This is a genomic window from Flavobacterium pectinovorum, from assembly GCF_006438875.1.
Lineage (GTDB): Bacteria > Bacteroidota > Bacteroidia > Flavobacteriales > Flavobacteriaceae > Flavobacterium > Flavobacterium pectinovorum_A.
On sequence record NZ_RCZH01000003.1, the window covers coordinates 169,730 to 189,427 of the forward strand.

The window sequence follows — 19,698 nt, forward strand, 5'->3', positions numbered from 1 at the left end:
CTTGGATCTTTTTACAGTTAATCCTGTTCTGTTTCCTTAAATTCTTTTGTAATTGTCAGAATTTTTTCGGCAAGGTTACTCATCCAAATTAATTGTTCGATTACCATTTGAGCTTCCTGCATCTTGGCCTGACGAGTTTCTTTATCGAGTTCGTCATCTGCTGCCAAACGTTTAAAATTAACACGTTTAAGTTCTTCAAATTGTAAAGTCACATCTTCTTTATCAAAAAATGTATCTGTTATAATTGCTTCATTTCTCAAAATAGAAATCGAATGATCTAAATTTGATAATATAGTTTTGATAATATAATTGAATGATTCTGAAGCTGATGTTGTTTGGTGCGACTGAATGTAAGTTGATAATGAGGCTAAGGCAGATAATATCGAATGGTTTAAAACCACAAGTTTATTAACCAGAGGCAATGTTTTTTGCTTCGATTTTGGTTCCTGCATCATTCGTTGAAAAGAAGTCATTAAATTACCAATTTCAACAAAAGCATTTTTTCGGGCTAATCTGTAAGAAGTTGGTATTTCTCCTTTTTTATTATAAAAATCAGCGATTTCCTTAAGATAATTTCTATTGGCACGAATCGTATTTTCAATATGAATAGGCGTATTTATAAACTCCCATGCCGGCCATAAAAACTGATTCGCAATAAAAGCTAAAGTAGCTCCTGCGAGCGTATCCAAAACTCGAAACTGAATAACTTCAACAACATTGGGAGTCAAAATTCCATAAATAAAAACAACATACATAGTAACAAACGTAGCACTTATTTTATAGTTGATTTGTGTAAACGAAATTCCAAGCAGCATACAAACAATAGACAATATACTCAGCGCAACGTGGTTTTGAATGACAGAAACAATTCCAAAAGCCAGTAATCCTCCTAAAATAGTTCCGAAAATTCTATTGTAGGAACGTTCCTTAGTTAATCCGTAACCAGGACGCATAATTACTACTATCGTCAATAAAATCCAATATACATTCTGAAACGGTAAAAGCTGTCCGATAACGAAACCAATCAAAATAGTGATTGTTAAGCGCAAAGAATGCCTGAAAATAGAAGACGATAAACTTAAATTTTCGGTTAATGTACGTAATGGATAATATTGTGGAGTCAGGAATTTTTCAAGCTCTTTGTCTTTATCTTTTAACTTGTAAGATTGCATTGCAAGTGAGAAAGCACGTTGAATAATTTTGATTTTTCCAACCTGATTTTTTGCGTATTTCAGCATATTGGTTAACATCAAAACACCTTCAGCAGCTTCGTCTTTGCCTAATGTTTTCTCATAATCAAAAATGGCAAATTCAAGAGCGTCGAGTTCATTTTTTAAATCGTTTTTGTCGACATAAACCGCAATATGATGTACGTTTTTAGATAACTTTTTTAAAGTTGAAGCTAGCTTATAAGCAACATTCTGATAGGTTCTAAGAACATCCGGATGCTTGGCGAATTTCTCGTGAAGCTTGCTGTGATCAAATGAAGTATAAAGTGCCAATTCCTGAATTTCGACTAATGTAATGAACACCAGCAGCATTTTACGGTTTTGGCTCGTGGTTGCAGATGCACTCTGATTGCCAATAAGCATCTTCCTTAAATCTTCATGAATCAGGTTTAAATCAACCTGCACAGCCAATTGTTTTTCTATTATGGCTTGTCTGTTAGCTTCAGGACTCCATAAATCGCCTCTTAATTTTAAGTATTTTGCCGTTTGTTTTATTCCTTCAGCAATTTGCAATTCCACATATTTATAAGGCTGTACAAAATGAAAGACAAGAGATACAATCAAATATAAAATACCACCAAGAAATATAAATCCTGAATATTCAAAAGCTTCCCTTCCTTCATGTAAATGTCCAAATGATAAAGAAATAGACAATAAAGCCGAGAATGAAACTAAGGTAGCACGTTGTCCATATACTGAAATCATGGAGCATAGAAAAAGCAGGAAACCTAGAAAAGGATAAAATATAAAAGGATATGGATAAGCGAGATTTACTAATAAATTGACTCCGGATACAATAAATGAAGCCACAATAAGTCCTTTTATTTTGTGACTTAATGAACTTGGAATATCACTTGGATAGGTATAAAAAGCACCTAAGGCAATTGTAAAACCAATTTCGAAATGCCCTAAAAAATTTAAAATCAAAACAGGAACAACAGAAGCAATAGTTACTTTTGAGGCATTTAAAAAAGAAGTACTGTTGGTAAATTTCGAGATACGATCAAGCATAAATTGCGGTTTACGAGCAAAGGTAAGAATTGTACGAATTATTTTGGCATAATTATGGATGAGATTTTGGGTAGCTATCAAAAAATAGATATATTCTATTATAGAAAATTATTCATTGACTATTTTTTACTATTTTTGCCAACTGAATTAAGGAGGACTATATTTAGGTTTTTCAGTAGATAATACATTAAAATAATACAAATGATTTTACCAATTGTGGGATATGGTGATCCTGTTTTAAGAAAAGTGGGCGAGGCGATTACGCCGGATTACCCAAACTTAAAAGAAACAATAGCAAACATGTATGAAACCATGTACAACGCTTATGGTGTTGGACTAGCTGCGCCGCAAGTTGGTATAGCAATTCGTTTGTTTGTGATTGATACGACTCCTTTTAGCGATGATGAAGATTTACCATCAGAAGAGCAAAAAGATTTAAAAGGATTTAAAAAGACTTTTATCAATGCCAAGATCGTTAAAGAAGAAGGTGAGGAGTGGAGTTTTAACGAAGGATGTTTAAGTATTCCGGATGTTCGCGAAGATGTGTATAGAAAACCAACTGTTACAATAGAATATTGTGAAGAAGATTTCGTAATGAAAACAGAAGTTTTTGATGGTTTAATAGCAAGAGTAATTCAGCACGAATATGATCATATTGAAGGTGTCTTATTTACCGATAAAATATCTTCATTGAAAAAACGTTTAATTCAAAAGAAATTGAAAAATATTACTGAAGGTAAAACTTTTCAAGAGTACCGAATGAAATTTGCTGCTGCTAAAAAAGGAAGATAAGAATTCTAACGTAAGTTTAGAATCAACAAAATATAATAAATCAAATTCTTAATACTAATTTTAATAAACATGAATTTAGAGAAAATTTTAGCCATTTCTGGGAAACCAGGTTTATACGAATTGAAAGTACAAACACGTACAGGTTTCGTGGCAGAATCGTTAATTGACGGAAAAAAAATTACAGTAAACTTAAAAAGTAATGTAAGTCTATTGTCAGAAATTTCAATATATACACAGAATGGTGAAAAACCTTTAACTGAAATAATGCAACGTATTGCTACTAAGGAAAACAAAGGTCAGGCAATTTCGCACAAAGAAGATAATGCTACATTAGCGGCTTATTTTAAAGAAATCCTTTCTGATTATGATGAAGAAAGAGTTTATCCTTCTGATATTAAAAAAGTATTAAATTGGTATAACACGCTTCAATCTAAAGGTTTAGTTACTGATTGGGCTCCAGCTCCAACTGCTGAAACTACCGAAGAAGCTCCGGTTGCTGAAGAAAAACCAAAAAAAGCTCCTGTTGCTAAAAAAGCAAAAGTTAAAAAAGAAGAATAGTAAATTATTACATTCAAATATATTAATCCTGTTGAGATGTTTTCTTGACAGGATTTTTTACTTTTACATTTCGGTTAAAACCTAAATAAAACTTCAAAAAATGAGCAAAGAACTTCAACTTAAGGCATTCGAAAGATTATTAATCATAATGGATGAACTTCGCGAACAATGTCCCTGGGATAAAAAGCAAACTTTGCAAACGCTGAGACATCTTACGATCGAAGAAACCTATGAATTAGGAGATGCTATTTTGGATAATGACTTGAATGAAGTTAAAAAGGAATTGGGAGATTTATTACTGCATATTGTTTTTTATGCAAAAATAGGTTCTGAAACTAATGATTTTGATATGGCAGATGTTTGTAATGAAATCTGTGATAAGTTAATTCATCGTCATCCGCATATTTATAGTGATACTGTGGTAAAAGATGAAGAAGAGGTCAAACAAAACTGGGAAAAACTAAAGCTTAAAGAAGGTAAAAAATCAGTTTTGGAAGGAGTTCCAAAAAGTTTGCCGGCATTGGTAAAAGCAAGCCGAATTCAGGATAAAGTAAAAGGAGTTGGTTTTGATTGGGAAGAACCACATCAGGTTTGGGATAAGGTACGAGAAGAACTGGAAGAATTGCAAGTAGAAGTAAAATCCGGCGATCAGGATAAAATTGAGGCCGAATTTGGAGATGTTTTGTTCTCGATGATTAACTATGCAAGATTTCTAAATGTGAATCCGGAGGATGCTTTAGAACGCACCAATAAAAAATTCATCAAGCGTTTTCAATACTTAGAAAGTAAAGCAGGGGAATTGGGGAAACCTTTAATGGATATGACTTTGGCTGAAATGGACGTGTTTTGGAATGAAGCTAAAAAAATATAATTACTCTGATAGTTTCTTTAATGCTTTTATATTTTTAAGCTTAATTTTTTTACCAACTAATTCAATCAATTCCAATTTATTAAAGTCAGACAAGAGTCTGATACAACTTTCCGTAGCTGTACCAATAATACCCGCTAATTCTTCTCTTGTCAGTTGCACTTTAAGTGTTTGATCCGTATTTTCGCCAAAAGCATCATACAAATGCAGTAAGGTTTCTGCTAATCTTTGTTTTACGGTTTTTTGAACCAATGCAATTTTATCATTTTCAGATTCTTTTAAATCTTCACAAACAGATTGCATCAAATTCATAGAGAACTGATTGTTGTTATTAAAAAAATGTAAAATTTCAGCTTTCGGAATAAAACAAACTTCCATATCGGCAACAGCTTTAGCAGATAAGTTTGCAGGTTCATTGCTAATCATAGAACGCTGTCCTAAAAGCTCCCCCGACTGTACTAATTTTACGATTTGATCTTTTCCGTTTGCGCTTAGTTTAGAAAGTTTTCCAACACCATCTTTTATGCAAAAAACACCATTAGTAACTTCACCTTCCTCAAAAATAGCTTCACCTTTTTTAATCTTGTAGGTAGTTTTGCTATTTGCCAATTGTATAACTTCATCTTTATTGAGTGCTTTAAGAGAAGATAATTGTCTTACGATACATTGGTCACATTTATTCATAGCAAAATAATTTACTGCAAAATTAACCAATATTAGCTTTCGAAGGTGCTATTATTACTGAAAAAAAGCAGAAAAAACTTAATGATGTTATTCGCCTATTTTATTTCAGTAAATTAGAATTCGATTTAAATATACTATGATAATTGTCATATTTAATGTCGGTTCTTATTTGGAATATTTGTTACATTAAAAAAGAAACAAATTATGAGTGAGCAAAGTTGCTTTCATTGTGGACTTACCATTCCTAAAAATGAAGAAATCAATTTTGATGAAAAAAAGTTTTGTTGCAACGGCTGTAAAACTGTTTACGAAATTTTTAGTCTTCATGATTTAACCTGCTATTATGATTTTGAAAAATCGCCTGGTGCTACTCCGCAAGACATACAAGGTAAATATGACTTTCTGGACAATGAAGCTATATTATCAAAAATCTTAGAATTTCAAGAAGGAAACACTGCCATAGTTTCTTTAAATATACCGCACATTCACTGTAGTTCCTGTATTTGGATTCTTGAAAATCTAAATAAAATTCAGTCTGGAATTAGTAGCTCACAAGTTAATTTTCCTGAAAAAAGAGTTCGCATCACTTTCAATTCAGACCTTGTTTCTCTCAAGGCAATCGCAAATTTGCTGAGTTCAATTGGTTATGAACCTTATATTAGTCTAGAAAATTACGAAACAGGAAAAGATAGTATTGACCGAAGTTTGACTTACAAACTTGGAGTCGCTTTCTTTTGTTTTGGAAATATCATGTTACTTTCTTTTCCGGAATATTTTGAAATCAAGGAATTTTGGCTGGATAACTATAAACCTTTTTTTAGGATTCTAATTTTTATTTTGGCATTGCCGAGTTTTTTATATTCAGCAAGTGGTTATTATGTTTCTGCTTACAAAAGTATTAAATCAAGAATGCTGAATATTGATATTCCTATTGCTTTAGGAATTATTGTCATGTTTGTTCGAAGTAGTTTTGATATTTTCATGAATTACGGATCCGGTTTTTTTGACAGTTTAACAGGACTTGTTTTCTTTATGCTGCTTGGAAAAATGTTTCAAATTAAAACCTATAGTTTCCTAAGTTTCGAAAGGGATTTTAAATCCTATTTTCCAATTGCCGTTACCCGAATCAATCCGGATGCATCAGAAGAGAGTGTTCCTATTTATGATATTTTAAAAGGGAACAGATTATTGATTAGAAATCAGGAATTAATTCCAGTAGATGGTATCTTAATAAGCGAAAGTGCTGAAATTGATTATAGTTTCGTTACCGGAGAAGCAGTTCCTATAACAAAAAAATCGGGAGATAAAGTATTTGCGGGCGGAAAGCAAATAGGTAAGGTGGTCGAAATGGAAGTTTTGCATTCCGTTTCACAAAGTTATCTGACACAATTATGGAGCAATGAGATTTTCCAGAAAAAGATCTTCCAAAAACACAAAACAATTACGGATGCAATCAGTCGTTATTTTACTCCTATATTATTATTAATTGCATTTGGAGGATTTGGCTATTGGATATTTATGGATGCCAATACTGCTTTTAATGTTTTTACAGCCGTCTTAATTGTGGCTTGCCCTTGTGCACTGGCACTTACGGCACCGTTTACCTTTGGTAACATCCTGAGGATTATGGGTAAGCAAAAAATGTATCTAAAAAATGCTTTGGTAATTGAACAATTGGCAAAAGTTGATACGATAGTTTTTGACAAAACCGGAACAATTACAACGAACAAAAAATCGAATATTCTATATGAAGGGAATGTATTAAGTGATGAAGATTATGTACTCATAAAAAATGTTCTTCGAGGCTCAAATCATCCCTTAAGCCGAATGTTGTATGATTTTCTACCCGATACAAAAAGACTTATAATTGATGACTTTCAGGAAATAACAGGAAAAGGAATTCGGGCATCTTTAGCGAATAGAACAATCAAAATTGGATCTGCCGAATTTGTCGAAAGCCCAATTTCAGATAGCTCAGAAATCGAAAAAACAGGTCTGCATATTAGAATTGATAATGTCTATTATGGCAAATTTGCATTCCAGAATCAATATCGTGAAGGGTTAGAGAAATTATTCCTGACACTAAGTAAAGATTATCAAATTAAAGTGCTCTCAGGCGACAATGATGGTGAAAAAACAAATCTAGAGCGTATTTTACCTAAAAATACAGAATTGATTTTTAATCAAAAACCGGAACAAAAACTGGAGTTCATCAAAAAACTGCAGGAAAACGGTCAAAATGTAATGATGGTTGGTGATGGTCTAAATGATGCTGGAGCTTTAGCGCAAAGTAATGTCGGGATCTCTATTTCTGAAAATGTCAATGTATTTTCTCCTGCTTGTGATGCAATTTTGGCTGCAAACGAGTTTTCACGACTTAATTATTTTTTAAAGTTGTCGAAAAAGTCAATTGTAATAATTAAAATGAGTTTTATTTTATCATTACTCTATAATATTGTAGGACTTTCTTTCGCTATTACAGGCAATTTACTCCCTTTAGTTGCTGCGATTATTATGCCTTTAAGTACTATTACGATAGTGAGTTTTGTTACTTTAATGTCTAACTATTTCAGTAAGAGTAATTTAAAACGATTATAAATAATTTGTGAGTATTTTTTTATAAATTTAACAATATACTTCCACTATGATAATTATCATATTTTACCAGCCGCTAACATAGTATGTTTGTTAACATAAATTTTAGGGTATGAGTGTTATTTATCTATTAATTTCAGTCAGTATTTTCGTAGCAATAGGGTTCTTCATTGCATTTATAATAGCTGTCAAGTCGGGGCAATATGACGATGACTATACACCTTCAGTCAGAATGCTTTTTGACGATGAAACTAAAATTACACCTCAGGATACTAAATCACCAACCGAAGAAAAACAAGTATAAATTATGGAAATGGAACAGTTTTACTACGATAACAAAATTGTAAAAAAATTCATTTATGCCACTATCCTTTTTGGAGTAGTTGGTATGTTAGTGGGGCTAACTCTGGCGGTTATGTACCTTTTTCCCAACATTACAGATGGGATTTCATGGCTTAGTTACGGTCGATTAAGACCATTACACACCAATGCAGTTATTTTTGCCTTCGTTGGAAATGCCTTTTTTGCGGGTATGTATTATTCGTTACAGCGCTTGTTAAAAGCCAGAATGTTTAGTGATTTTTTAAGCAATTTACATTTTTGGGGCTGGCAGCTTATTATTGTAGCTGCAGCAATTACATTACCATTAGGATATACTTCTTCAAAAGAATATGCTGAGCTGGAATGGCCTATTGACATTGCAATTGCACTTATTTGGGTTGTAATGGGAATCAATATGATAGGTACAATGTTGCGTCGCAGAGAGCGTCATTTGTATGTAGCGATTTGGTTTTACCTTGCAACATTTGTTACCGTTGCCGTATTGCATATTTTTAATAATATCGAAATTCCGGTATCAGCCTTAAAAAGCTACTCTGTTTACGCAGGAGTTCAGGATGCGTTGGTCCAATGGTGGTACGGTCACAATGCGGTTGCGTTTTTCCTGACAACCCCATTCTTAGGATTGATGTATTACTTCATTCCAAAAGTTGCCAATCGTCCTATATATTCTTATAGATTATCTATTATTCACTTTTGGTCTTTGATATTTATTTATATCTGGGCTGGTCCACACCATTTATTATATTCGGCTTTGCCAAACTGGGCACAAAATCTAGGTGTTGCATTTTCTGTAATGTTAATTGCTCCGTCTTGGGGAGGTATGATCAACGGACTTTTAACACTAAGAGGCGCGTGGGATAAAGTTCGTGAAGAACCGGTTTTAAAGTTCTTTGTGGTGGCAATTACAGGTTATGGTATGGCAACTTTTGAAGGTCCGATGCTTTCTCTTAAAAATGTAAATGCTATTGCCCACTATACAGACTGGATTATTGCACACGTTCACGTAGGAGCTTTAGCCTGGAATGGTTTCATGTCTTTTGGTATCATTTACTGGTTGATTCCCCGAATGACAAAAAGTACATTGTTCTCAAAGAAATTAGCCAATTTCCATTTCTGGATTGGAACTTTAGGAATTATTTTATACACTTTACCTATGTACGTAGCTGGTTTTCAGCAAGCGTCAATGTGGAAACAGTTTAATCCGGATGGTACATTAACCTACGGTAATTTCCTTGAAACAGTTACTGCAATTATGCCGTTATACTGGATGAGAGCAATTGGAGGTACTTTGTATTTAGTGGGAATGTTCACATTGGTTTACAATATTATAATGACCGTTAGAGCAGGTGAGACTATTGAAGATGAATTAGCACAGGCTCCGGCTTTACAAAGAATTAGTAATAACAGGCTTCAAGGAGAAAAATTCCATTCGTGGTTAGAGAGAAAACCAATTCAGTTAACCATTTTAGCAACAGTTGCTATTTTAATTGGAGGAGTTATTCAAATAGTACCAACAATTATGGTCAAATCAAATATCCCAACAATTTCAAGTGTTAAACCTTATACGCCTTTAGAGCTTGAAGGGCGTGATTTATATATCAGAGAAGGTTGCGTGGGTTGTCATTCACAATCAGTACGTCCATTTAGAAGTGAAGTAGAGCGTTACGGACCACAATCAAAAGCAGGGGAATTTGTTTATGATCACCCGTTCTTGTGGGGATCAAAACGTACAGGTCCTGATTTATTAAGAGTGGGAGGGAAATATAATGACAACTGGCATTTTAATCACTTCTGGAATCCACAAAGTATCTCTGCAGGTTCTATTATGCCGGGTTATAAATGGTTATTTGATAATGAACCAATGGATATTTCTTTAACTCAAAAGAAAATGCAGGTTATGGTTACGCTTGGTGTTCCATATACGGAAGCAGAAGTTGCAAATGCACAAAAAACATTAAGAACTCAGGCTCTTGCAATAGAAAAAAACTTAGAAAATGATCCTGACTATGTGAAAAGTTATGAGCAAAGCAAGAAAAAAGCAGCTGCAAAAGGCGAAAAATTCGTTCCGATGAATGAGAGGGAAATCGTTGCTTTGATTGCTTATATACAAAGACTTGGAACTGATATTAAAGTAAAAGAGACTTCTAAATAACAGCATTATGTTTGAACAAATAAAACACAATATGGAAACTATATCGGGTGTAGAAATTTACCCGATACTTTCTCTCTTGATATTCTTTTTCTTTTTCGTTGGTTTAGGCTTTTGGGTGTTCTCCTATAAAAAAGAAAAAATTCAGGAAATGAGTGAAATACCATTAGATGAAGGGTGTAGTATAATTTCAAAAGATATTTAAAATGAAAAAAAATTTCCCAGCATATATAAGAGTACCGCTGATTTTCTTCATAGCTTTTGCTTTGATGGAATATTTGATAGATTCAGGAGATAGACCAGCTTTTATAAAGTATCCAATGGTTTCAGTTTTCTTATTAGTCTTTCTTTTTATTTTGATCGCCATCGAAATCACGTTAAGTGCGGTTAATCGCGTTATGTATCAATTGATGTCACCAGAAGAAAAGGCAAAATTAGAATACGAGAATAGCTTAAGTTTGACCGAGAGCACCTGGTATAAAGATTTAATGCTCAAGCTAACTCAAACACAGCCAATTGAAAAAGAAGGTGATTTGTTAATGGATCATGATTATGATGGAATTAAAGAGCTGGACAATAACTTGCCGCCTTGGTGGGTCTATTTATTTTACATCTGTATTATTTTTGGAGTAATCTATTTTGTTCGTTACGAAGTCTTTGGAGGTGATGACCAGGAAATGGAGCTTAAAAAAGAAATGGCTCAGGCAAAAATTGATGTAGATGAATATCTTAAAACCGCTCCGGATTTAATGGATGAAAAAACGGTCGTTTTGCTTACCGATGCTGAAAGTCTGGCAGCCGGTAAAGAAATATTCACAACCAATTGTGCGGCTTGTCACCGTGCTGATGGTGGAGGGCAAATTGGACCAAACTTAACTGACGACCATTGGATTCTGGGTGGAGGAATAAAAAATGTCTTCCATACGATAACTAATGGAGGGCGTGACGGAAAAGGAATGGTATCATGGAAAACGAATGGTTTAAAACCAAAAGAGATTCAAAAAGTTGCCAGTTATATTCTGTCTTTGCAAGGAAGTAATCCAAAAGAGCCAAAAGCTCCGGAAGGCGAAATCTGGGTTGATGAGAATGCTCCAAAAGATGCCACTGCAAGTACAAAAAAAGACAGTACTGAAGTTAAAAAATAATTACAATAAATGATGTCAAATTTACCAGACGAAGCTTTTAGAGATACCATTGGAACTATTGATGAAGGAGGTAATCGAAAATTTATTTTCCCTAAAAAACCGTCTGGTAAATTCTATGAATATCGAAAAATAGTTAGTTATGTTTTACTGGCTATTTTAATTGCCAATCCGTTTATAAAAGTAAACGGAAATCAGTTTATGATGTTCAATGTTATGGAACGTCGTTTCAATATTTTTGGATTTCCATTCTGGCCACAGGATTTTTATCTCTTTGTAATATCAATGCTTGTTGGTATTGTATTTATTATCTTGTTTACGGTTGTATTTGGCAGGATTTTTTGTGGATGGATTTGTCCGCAGACTATTTTTCTCGAAATGGTTTTCCGCCGAATAGAATATTGGATTGATGGTGATCGTGGTGCTCAATCACGATTGGCAAGACAGGAATGGAACGCAGAAAAAATTAGAAAACGACTTATTAAGTGGACTGTTTTTTTCTTAATCTCGTTTGGAATTGCAAATGTTTTTCTGGCTTATTTAGTGGGTAGTGACACTTTGTTTTTAATGGTTGAAGAAGGACCAATTAAACAATCTGGTAATTTTATTGCATTACTCATTTTTACCAGTGTTTTTTATTTTGTTTTTGTTTGGTTTCGCGAACAGGTTTGTATTATTGCTTGCCCTTATGGAAGATTGCAAGGTGTCCTTTTAGATGATAAATCAATCAATGTGGCTTATGATTTTGTACGGGGAGAAAAAGAAGCCGGACGTGCAAAATTCAATAAAAAAGAAGATAGAGTTGTAACCGGAAAGGGAGATTGTATCGATTGTCATCAATGCGTACACGTTTGCCCAATGGGAATTGATATTAGAAACGGAACGCAGCTGGAATGTACCAATTGCACTGCTTGTATTGATGAATGCGATACCATTATGGAAAGCGTAGGGTTGCCTAAAGGACTTATACGATATGCTTCTGAAGATGAAATTGTAAAAAAAGCGCCTTTTAAATTTACAGCAAGAATGAAAGGCTACACAGCCGTTCTATTTATTCTATTAAGTGTTTTTGTTGGAATGTTATTTCTTAGAACTGATGTTCAGGCCGTGATTTTAAGATTACCGGGACAATTGTTTGAACATAAAGGGGATAAAATCAGTAATGTTTATACCTACAAGATTGTAAATAAGACGATGAAAGATTATCAGGATATTCATTTTGAATTAATTGATCAAAAAGGAACGATTAAAAATGTCGGAAAACAGCATTTTACAGTTTTAAAAGAAGGAATATCACAAGGAACTTTATTTATAGAAATTGATGAAGCTCTTTTGGAAAGTGACAAAACCAAGGTTGAAATTGGGGTTTATAATGGTAAAGAACTGATTGAAACTACAACGACTAACTTTTTGGGACCACGAAGTTTTAATTAAAAATATACTATCATGAAAATAAATTGGGGAACAGGAATTGTTATTGCATTTGCATTATTTATGACCTTTATTTTATATTTTGTTTTTGAAGTACAGTCAAATAGTAAATATGACAATGATTTAGTTGTGGAAGAGTATTACAAACATGATTCGCATTTTCAGGATGAAATGGCACGAATTCAAAATGCTCATGATTTACAGCAAAAACCATCTATTACCTATAGTGAAAATGGTGTAAAAATCGCTTTTCCAAACATTTATGAAAATGATAAAGTAAAGGGAAATGTATTATTGTACAGACCTTCAAACAAGAAATTTGATTTTGATACTCAAATTGCTTTGATCAACTCATCGTTACTTATTCCTCAAAAGAAGCTGATAAAAGGACGTTGGGATGTTAATATGGAATGGGAATATAAAGGCACAAAATATCTGTCCAAAGAAGTTATTTATGTGAATTAGTAAACAATGTCATTAAGTTAAAGAAGGTATTTAATACTATACGAAATAAATTTCTCGCAAAGTCGCGAAGTCACGAAGTCGCAAAGTTTTTTGATTAGCTTCCAGCTTTAGCTCAATGTCATTAAGTTAAGGAAAACAGCTTTAAAGCTGAGCTAATAAATCTCTCGCAAAGGCAAAAAATCGCAGAGGTTTTGTCATTTCGATCCCGAGGCTTCGGGATCGAAATCTCCGCGAGAATCTCGACAAAGATTAGATTCTCATTACGGAGTTACTTGCGGAGATTTACTTAATCTGTTAGCTATCGCTCGAGTCTCCTTTGTCGAAAAATGACAAAGCAGATAGATAAGCATTCTAATAATTTGTGATAATTTGTGAAATTTGTGGTAGAAAAAGCTCAATATCATTAAATTAAGCTTTTTATTTTACTGCATAGATTAAAGGATTAAAAAAAATCTGCTAAATCTGCGTGAAACAAAAAACTTTGCGATTTTGCGAGAGAAAAATTGTAGCCCAAAAAGTTTAAATTAATGACATTGTCCATAGGACTACACTATATTAAATGGAATTAAAATAGAAATATGTCAAGATCATTTTAATCCAATTATCCCGATAGACATCGGGAGTGGTAAAAAAAAATAAAAAATACCAAATGTTATACTCCGCTTTTATATTAGGACTAATTAGTAGTTTGCACTGCATCGGAATGTGTGGTCCAATTGCGATGATGCTACCTGTAGATCGCCAGAATGAGACTAAGAGAGTAACCCAAATTATTACCTATCATCTTGGTCGTTTGACCGCCTATGCAACAATCGGATTAATTTTTGGATTATTAGGGAGAGGTTTTTTCCTGGCAGGATTGCAGCAAAAAATGTCAATTTTTATTGGTGTAGCGATGATTATCGTCGTTTTGATTCCAGAGAAAGTTTTCTCAAGGTATAATTTTTCAAAACCCGTCTACAAGATCATTTCAAGTATAAAGTCAAGCTTAGGAAATCAATTTAAAAAGAAAACTTATAAATCCCTTTTCACAATTGGATTATTAAATGGTTTCTTGCCTTGCGGAATGGTATATGTTGCTTTATTTGGCGCAATCGCTATGCAGAGTGCCAGCTTTGGGTTTTTGTACATGATTTTATTTGGATTAGGCACAATGCCGTTAATGACAATTGTAGTTTATGTCAATTCATTGATAAAACTTCCTTTTAGAAATAAAATACAAAAAGTAATTCCTTATGTTGCGGTTATTATTGGGGTTTTATTTATCCTTCGAGGACTAGGTTTGGGAATTCCTTATATTTCCCCATCAAACATGAGTTTGTTTGTACAAGGAACTCCTAACTGTCATTAAACGGTCATTGAAAACAAATTAGTTTCCGGTGATTTTCTTTTTAAATGTAAATCAAAAGCCATACAAATATTTCTGACGAATGGTTTTCCGGCTTCTGTGATTTTAATTTTATCTCCTTCAATTACAATTAATTGATCGTTTTCTATTTCTTTTAAATCTGATAAAACACTTGGAAGTTCTTCAAAATATAGTTCTTCATTGCTCCACGATGTTTCAAACTCACAGGTTAGGTTTAGGATATGTTTGCGAATAATCAAGTCTTCATCGTCTAAAATATGACCTTTAACAACAGGAAGTTTATCCCATTCTAGTAACTGATAATAATCTTCGAGATCCTTTGTGTTTTGAGCAAAACTGTACCAGCTGTCACTGATAGAAGAAACACCTAAACCAATCATAAGCTGGGTTTTTGAAGCACTGTAACCCATAAAATTTCTGTGTAATTTTTTGCTTTGTGCTGCTTTGTGGAGACTGTCAGATTCCAGAGCGAAATGATCCATTCCGATCTCATCGTAACCGTTTTTTGAAAGCAATTGTTTTCCAATTTCATACAATTTTCTTTTTTCAACATCTTTTGGAAGGTTTTCTTCATCAAAACCACGCTGTCCGTTTCCTTTTATCCAGGGAACATGAGCGTAACTGTAAAATGCCAGACGATCTGGTTTAAGGGAATTTGTTTTTTCGATAGTATCGATTACGTCATCAACGGTTTGAAAAGGCAAACCAAATATGATATCATGTCCAATTGAAGTATAACCGATTTCCTTGGCCCAAAATGTTACTTTGGCAACATTATGAAAAGGCTGTATTCTGTGAATTGCTTTCTGAACTTTATCGGCATAATCCTGAACACCAAAACTTACCCGGCGAAAGCCTAAATCATATAGTTTTTTGAGTTGTTCGTAAGTTGTATTATTAGGATGACCTTCAAAACTGAATTCGTAATTTTCAGCTTTATTGGCAAAACTAAAAATACCATTTATAAGATGTTCCAAATTGTTCTTGGAAAAAAATGTTGGAGTTCCTCCTCCTAAATGAATTTCTTTTATAATTGGTTTTTCAGGTAATAACCTGCAATATAAACTCCATTCTTTTATAAGTGCTTTTATGTAGGTTTCCTCTACGGAATGATTTTTTGTAATTCGTTTGTTGCAGCCACAAAAAGTACACATGCTTTCGCAGAATGGCAAATGAATATACAAACTGATTCCGCTTTGTGAATTACTTTCCGTGAATGCTTTTTGAAAAGATTCTATCCATTTTTCCGTTGTAAAGCCAGTTTCATTCCAGTAAGGAACTGTTGGATAACTGGTGTATCTTGGACCTGGTACATTGTATTTTTGGGTCAATGAAATTTTCATAAAAAGCGGATTTTGTGTCTTTCAAAATTAAGATTAAGGTTTAAGACATAAAATGACAAATGTCATGTAATTAGCAAAAAAAAGAGACTCATAATGAGCCTCTTTTCTGAATTAAATAACTAACGTGAAATAGAATCTTGGATGATTTTAAGCCATTTCTTTGCAAACAAATGATCCTGATAGGCGCTTATTTGTTTGATACGATCATCATCAAAATCATAGAATGGAATTGTGATTTTTTTAGCTGTTTCTTTTTCCTGAAATTCAAAGTCTATTTTGAGAATAGTGTCTGAATTTCCATCGGTAGTCAGTACTAATTTGCAGGAAGACACACTTTTTAAATCTAAATGAATTGATTCTTGTTGATTTGGATTGAAATTCATTAAAATAAACTTTCTACCTTTTTGATCTATAGTAAGCGTTTTATTGCTTTGAGATTCCGTTAAATCAAAATCTTCGGGATATGTTGGATTGAACTTCTTTTTTATGTTTAAAATCTTTGATTTGTTTGCTGCGCTCGATCGTGCTGAAAAATAAATAGGAACGGCTACTATGATAGCAATCACAATACCGATTATGGTTACACTTGTTTCCATTTTTGTTTTTAAAATTTGATAAATAATATGAAATGATAAATAGTCCTCAGAAAGAAAACCATTAATTGCTTAGAAGAAATATTGTTCTCCTGATTAGAATTTCATGTATTTACCTACCAGAAAAAATGGAAAGGATAGAGCATGAGTAAAACTTTTTTGCTCTGGGTAAGAAACTGATTTGCAAAGTTTGATGTTAATTTTACCGCTTTATGCTGAGGAATCACCATCAATACAGCATCAAACCATTTGACTAAAATGGAAGGGTTTGTTTTTATACTTGCCGCAAATTGATAATTTGCTTGTGGTTGTATAAAAGCTAAAGAATCTGAGTGATCGATAGAGAAATTGGTATTCGTTTTTTGGCCTTCACTTTCCTGAACTTCACTTTTTTGCATACCTTGCTCGCTTGCCTGACAGGCAAAAAAGGTTACTATCAAAAGTGATACAAAAATAATGGCTTTACGAATCCAATTCATGGTGGCGAATTTAACTCATAAATGACAAGTAAAGAAATTTTAAAGAATTAATTAACTTTAAAAGTAGGTGTATTATTTTATCCTCAAGATTTTACTAATACCATTGAGGATAAAGTAAGATTATTGCTGCATTTTGAAATAATAATCAGCCGAGCGTTTTCCGCTTCCATAAAATAAGAAAAACACACAAATTAGTAAAACTACAATTGCAAGAATTAAGTTTTCAGAGCGCATGTGTCCCATGAAATTTATTAGAATTGCTCCAAAAAGTATTGGTAATTGAGCCGCAATTGCCCATCGGGTCAGAAGCCCAAAAACAATCATAATACCTCCAATCATATGAGCAGGCGCGATGTAATGTAATAAAAACATTCCGCCCCCGAAATGATCAATAGGAGAAATTAAATCATGCAGATACTGAACGTTCGTTACAAATGAAACTCCCTTCATAAATAAAAAAACGCCCAATACAATACGTACTAAATCTACAGGTAAATAAGTGTGCGCATTTGCCCATTTATTCAAACTTTTTACATTTTCCATAATACTACGTGATTAAAAATTATAAATAAAGTTACTAATTTTTAATGATATATGTATTTTTAAGTACTTGAAAATAAGTTTTTTACTGTTTATTTAACGTATTTTGATAACTTTTGAAAGTTTAGACCTGAATAACACCCAAATTAAATGCTTTTTGAATAGGAGCGTGGTTTGCAGCTTCGATTCCCATGGAAATCCAGGTACGGGTATCCAAAGGATCAATAATAGCATCTGTCCATAATCTTGATGCGGCATAATAAGGCGAAGTCTGTTCGTCATAACGCGCTTTGATTTTATTGAAAAGCTCTGTTTCTTTGGCTTCATCAATGATTTCTCCTTTTGCTTTAAGCGAAGAAGCTTCAATTTGTGCTAAAACCTTAGCCGCCTGAGTTCCGCCCATTACGGCAAGTTCGGCACTTGGCCACGCAAAAATCAATCTCGGATCATATGCTTTTCCACACATGGCGTAATTTCCTGCTCCGTATGAATTACCAACTATCACAGTAAACTTTGGAACTACTGAATTACTCACCGCATTTACCATTTTGGCACCATCTTTTATAATTCCGCCTTGTTCAGATTTTGACCCAACCATAAATCCGGTAACATCTTGTAGAAAAACCAGTGGAATTTTCTTCTGATTGCAATTGGCAATAAAACGAGTCGCTTTGTCAGCACTATCAGAATAGATAACACCACCAAATTGCATTTCGCCTTTTTTAGTTTTTACCACTTTTCTTTGGTTGGCAACAATTCCTACTGCCCAGCCGTCAATTCTGGCATAACCCGTAATAATGGTTTGACCATAACCGTCTTTGTAAGCTTCAAATTCTGAATTATCGACCAAACGGTTGATAATTTCCATCATATCATATTGCTCGTTTCTGGCTTTTGGCAGAATTCCGTAGATATCTTTTGGCTCCAACGTTGGTTTTTCCGCTTTTATTCGGCTGTAGCCCGCTTTGTCATAATCACCAATCTTATCTACAATATTTTTTATTTTATCTAAAGCATCTTTATCATCTTTGGCTTTATAATCGGTCACGCCTGAGATTTCGCAATGTGTGGTTGCACCACCTAAAGTTTCATTGTCAATGGTTTCGCCAATTGCAGCTTTTACCAAATAACTTCCGGCAAGAAAAATACTGCCCGTTTTATCAACAATTAGAGCTTCATCGCTCATAATTGGCAAATAGGCACCACCGGCAACGCAACTTCCCATAACGGCAGCAATCTGAGTGATTCCCATACTGCTCATTTGGGCATTATTCCTGAAAATACGTCCAAAATGTTCTTTATCGGGGAAAATCTCGTCCTGAAGCGGTAAATAAACACCGGCACTATCTACCAGATAGATTATTGGTAATCTGTTTTCCATTGCAATTTCTTGTGCACGCAAGTTTTTCTTTCCTGTGATAGGAAACCACGCACCCGCTTTTACAGTAGCATCATTTGCAACAACAATACATTGTTTGCCTTTTATATATCCTATTTTTATAACAACACCTCCGGACGGGCATCCGCCATGTTCTGCATACATTCCATCCCCAACAAAACCTCCAATTTCTATACTTTTAGAATTTTCATCTAACAGATAATCTATACGTTCGCGTGCAGTCATTTTGCCTTCGGCGTGTAGTTTTTCAATACGTTTTTCGCCTCCGCCCATTTTTACTTTGGCAAATCTTTGTTTTAAGTCTGAAAGTAGTAATTTATTGTGATCTTCGTTTTTATTGAAGTTTAAATCCATAATATATTGATGTTTTTACAAAATAGTGTTGGCTAATTTACAAAATCAATTGAAACTGACATAATAAATTAATCCGTTGGGTATGATGCATAAAAAATTTAATTGACACCCATAGAATCATAGATTTATGTGTTTGAAAAAAGTAAATTAAAAGAAATTTGTTTCTCACACATAGGCACGATCCCGAAACTTCGGGCAATGTCATTAAGTTAAGGAAAAATCCAATAGAATAATTTGTTTTTGTTCCATCGGAACATTTCATTGGTAGCCCAATAAATACGGCATTTTTTTACGTTCCGTAGGAACGTTTGATTTTATAAATAATAATTGATAAAAACATATACGGATTACATAT

The 19,698-nt window shown here is 33.6% G+C and carries 18 protein-coding genes; 11 read left to right on the top strand and 7 right to left on the bottom strand.

What is annotated here, in order from left to right; translation table 11 throughout:
- Nucleotides 1-17: 17 nt before the first annotated feature.
- The gene (locus EAH81_RS05175) at nucleotides 18-2,240 is read right to left on the bottom strand and encodes an FUSC family protein (protein ID WP_140504499.1); all 2,223 of its coding nucleotides are present in this window, start codon (nucleotides 2,238-2,240) and stop codon (nucleotides 18-20) included.
- Between the two features lie 201 nt (nucleotides 2,241-2,441).
- Here EAH81_RS05175 and def point away from each other — a divergent pair, with 201 nt between their 5' ends.
- The 3 genes from def to mazG all read left to right on the top strand — a co-directional run bounded on the left by def (nucleotide 2,442) and on the right by mazG (nucleotide 4,461).
- The gene (def, locus tag EAH81_RS05180) at nucleotides 2,442-3,032 is read left to right on the top strand and encodes a peptide deformylase (RefSeq protein ID WP_140504501.1); all 591 of its coding nucleotides are present in this window, start codon (nucleotides 2,442-2,444) and stop codon (nucleotides 3,030-3,032) included.
- 69 nt (nucleotides 3,033-3,101) lie between these two features.
- Complete coding sequence (locus EAH81_RS05185; protein ID WP_140504503.1) at nucleotides 3,102-3,590, top strand: DUF5606 domain-containing protein; 489 nt, start codon at nucleotides 3,102-3,104, stop codon at nucleotides 3,588-3,590.
- 100 nt (nucleotides 3,591-3,690) lie between these two features.
- Nucleotides 3,691-4,461, top strand: coding sequence for a nucleoside triphosphate pyrophosphohydrolase (gene mazG / locus EAH81_RS05190; protein WP_140504504.1), 771 nt, complete (start codon nucleotides 3,691-3,693; stop codon nucleotides 4,459-4,461).
- Here the strand turns inward: mazG and EAH81_RS05195 are convergent, their stop codons facing one another.
- Entirely contained in the window at nucleotides 4,462-5,142 is a 681-nt protein-coding gene (locus tag EAH81_RS05195) for a Crp/Fnr family transcriptional regulator (protein WP_140504505.1), read from the bottom strand. It abuts the gene before it with no gap.
- Between the two features lie 204 nt (nucleotides 5,143-5,346).
- On the opposite strand from EAH81_RS05195, the gene EAH81_RS05200 reads away from it, so the two are divergent.
- From EAH81_RS05200 to EAH81_RS05235, 8 genes are all read left to right on the top strand, one after another.
- Nucleotides 5,347-7,740, top strand: a complete 2,394-nt coding sequence (locus tag EAH81_RS05200; protein ID WP_140504506.1) for a heavy metal translocating P-type ATPase — start codon at nucleotides 5,347-5,349, stop codon at nucleotides 7,738-7,740.
- A 109-nt stretch (nucleotides 7,741-7,849) separates the two neighbouring features.
- Nucleotides 7,850-8,041, top strand: coding sequence for a cbb3-type cytochrome oxidase assembly protein CcoS (gene ccoS, locus EAH81_RS05205; RefSeq protein ID WP_140504507.1), 192 nt, complete (start codon nucleotides 7,850-7,852; stop codon nucleotides 8,039-8,041).
- Between the two features lie 3 nt (nucleotides 8,042-8,044).
- Complete coding sequence (ccoN, locus tag EAH81_RS05210) at nucleotides 8,045-10,231, top strand: cytochrome-c oxidase, cbb3-type subunit I (protein WP_140504508.1); 2,187 nt, start codon at nucleotides 8,045-8,047, stop codon at nucleotides 10,229-10,231.
- Between the two features lie 7 nt (nucleotides 10,232-10,238).
- Entirely contained in the window at nucleotides 10,239-10,433 is a 195-nt protein-coding gene (locus tag EAH81_RS05215; RefSeq protein ID WP_140504509.1) for a CcoQ/FixQ family Cbb3-type cytochrome c oxidase assembly chaperone, read from the top strand.
- A gap of 1 nt (nucleotide 10,434) precedes the next feature.
- The gene (locus EAH81_RS05220) at nucleotides 10,435-11,373 is read left to right on the top strand and encodes a cbb3-type cytochrome c oxidase N-terminal domain-containing protein (RefSeq protein WP_140504510.1); all 939 of its coding nucleotides are present in this window, start codon (nucleotides 10,435-10,437) and stop codon (nucleotides 11,371-11,373) included.
- 12 nt (nucleotides 11,374-11,385) lie between these two features.
- On the top strand, nucleotides 11,386-12,804 hold the full coding sequence (ccoG, locus tag EAH81_RS05225; protein WP_140504949.1) for a cytochrome c oxidase accessory protein CcoG: 1,419 nt from the start codon (nucleotides 11,386-11,388) through the stop codon (nucleotides 12,802-12,804).
- Between the two features lie 12 nt (nucleotides 12,805-12,816).
- The gene (locus tag EAH81_RS05230) at nucleotides 12,817-13,266 is read left to right on the top strand and encodes a FixH family protein (RefSeq protein ID WP_140504511.1); all 450 of its coding nucleotides are present in this window, start codon (nucleotides 12,817-12,819) and stop codon (nucleotides 13,264-13,266) included.
- A gap of 649 nt (nucleotides 13,267-13,915) precedes the next feature.
- Nucleotides 13,916-14,617: a sulfite exporter TauE/SafE family protein gene (locus EAH81_RS05235; protein WP_140504513.1), complete on the top strand. Its 702-nt coding sequence runs from the start codon at nucleotides 13,916-13,918 to the stop codon at nucleotides 14,615-14,617.
- Here the strand turns inward: EAH81_RS05235 and hemN are convergent.
- The 5 genes from hemN to EAH81_RS05260 form a co-directional block, all read right to left on the bottom strand.
- Nucleotides 14,614-15,978: an oxygen-independent coproporphyrinogen III oxidase gene (gene hemN, locus EAH81_RS05240; protein ID WP_140504515.1), complete on the bottom strand. Its 1,365-nt coding sequence runs from the start codon at nucleotides 15,976-15,978 to the stop codon at nucleotides 14,614-14,616. The two genes, EAH81_RS05235 and hemN, sit on opposite strands and share 4 nt — an antisense overlap.
- A 119-nt stretch (nucleotides 15,979-16,097) precedes the next feature.
- Nucleotides 16,098-16,574: a hypothetical protein gene (locus EAH81_RS05245; protein ID WP_140504517.1), complete on the bottom strand. Its 477-nt coding sequence runs from the start codon at nucleotides 16,572-16,574 to the stop codon at nucleotides 16,098-16,100.
- A 113-nt stretch (nucleotides 16,575-16,687) separates the two neighbouring features.
- Nucleotides 16,688-17,050: a hypothetical protein gene (locus tag EAH81_RS05250; RefSeq protein ID WP_140504519.1), complete on the bottom strand. Its 363-nt coding sequence runs from the start codon at nucleotides 17,048-17,050 to the stop codon at nucleotides 16,688-16,690.
- Nucleotides 17,051-17,170: 120 nt separating this feature from the next.
- Complete coding sequence (locus tag EAH81_RS05255; protein ID WP_140504521.1) at nucleotides 17,171-17,593, bottom strand: DoxX family protein; 423 nt, start codon at nucleotides 17,591-17,593, stop codon at nucleotides 17,171-17,173.
- Nucleotides 17,594-17,714: 121 nt separating this feature from the next.
- Entirely contained in the window at nucleotides 17,715-19,343 is a 1,629-nt protein-coding gene (locus EAH81_RS05260) for an acyl-CoA carboxylase subunit beta (RefSeq protein ID WP_140504523.1), read from the bottom strand.
- Between the last annotated feature and the right edge of the window lie 355 nt (nucleotides 19,344-19,698).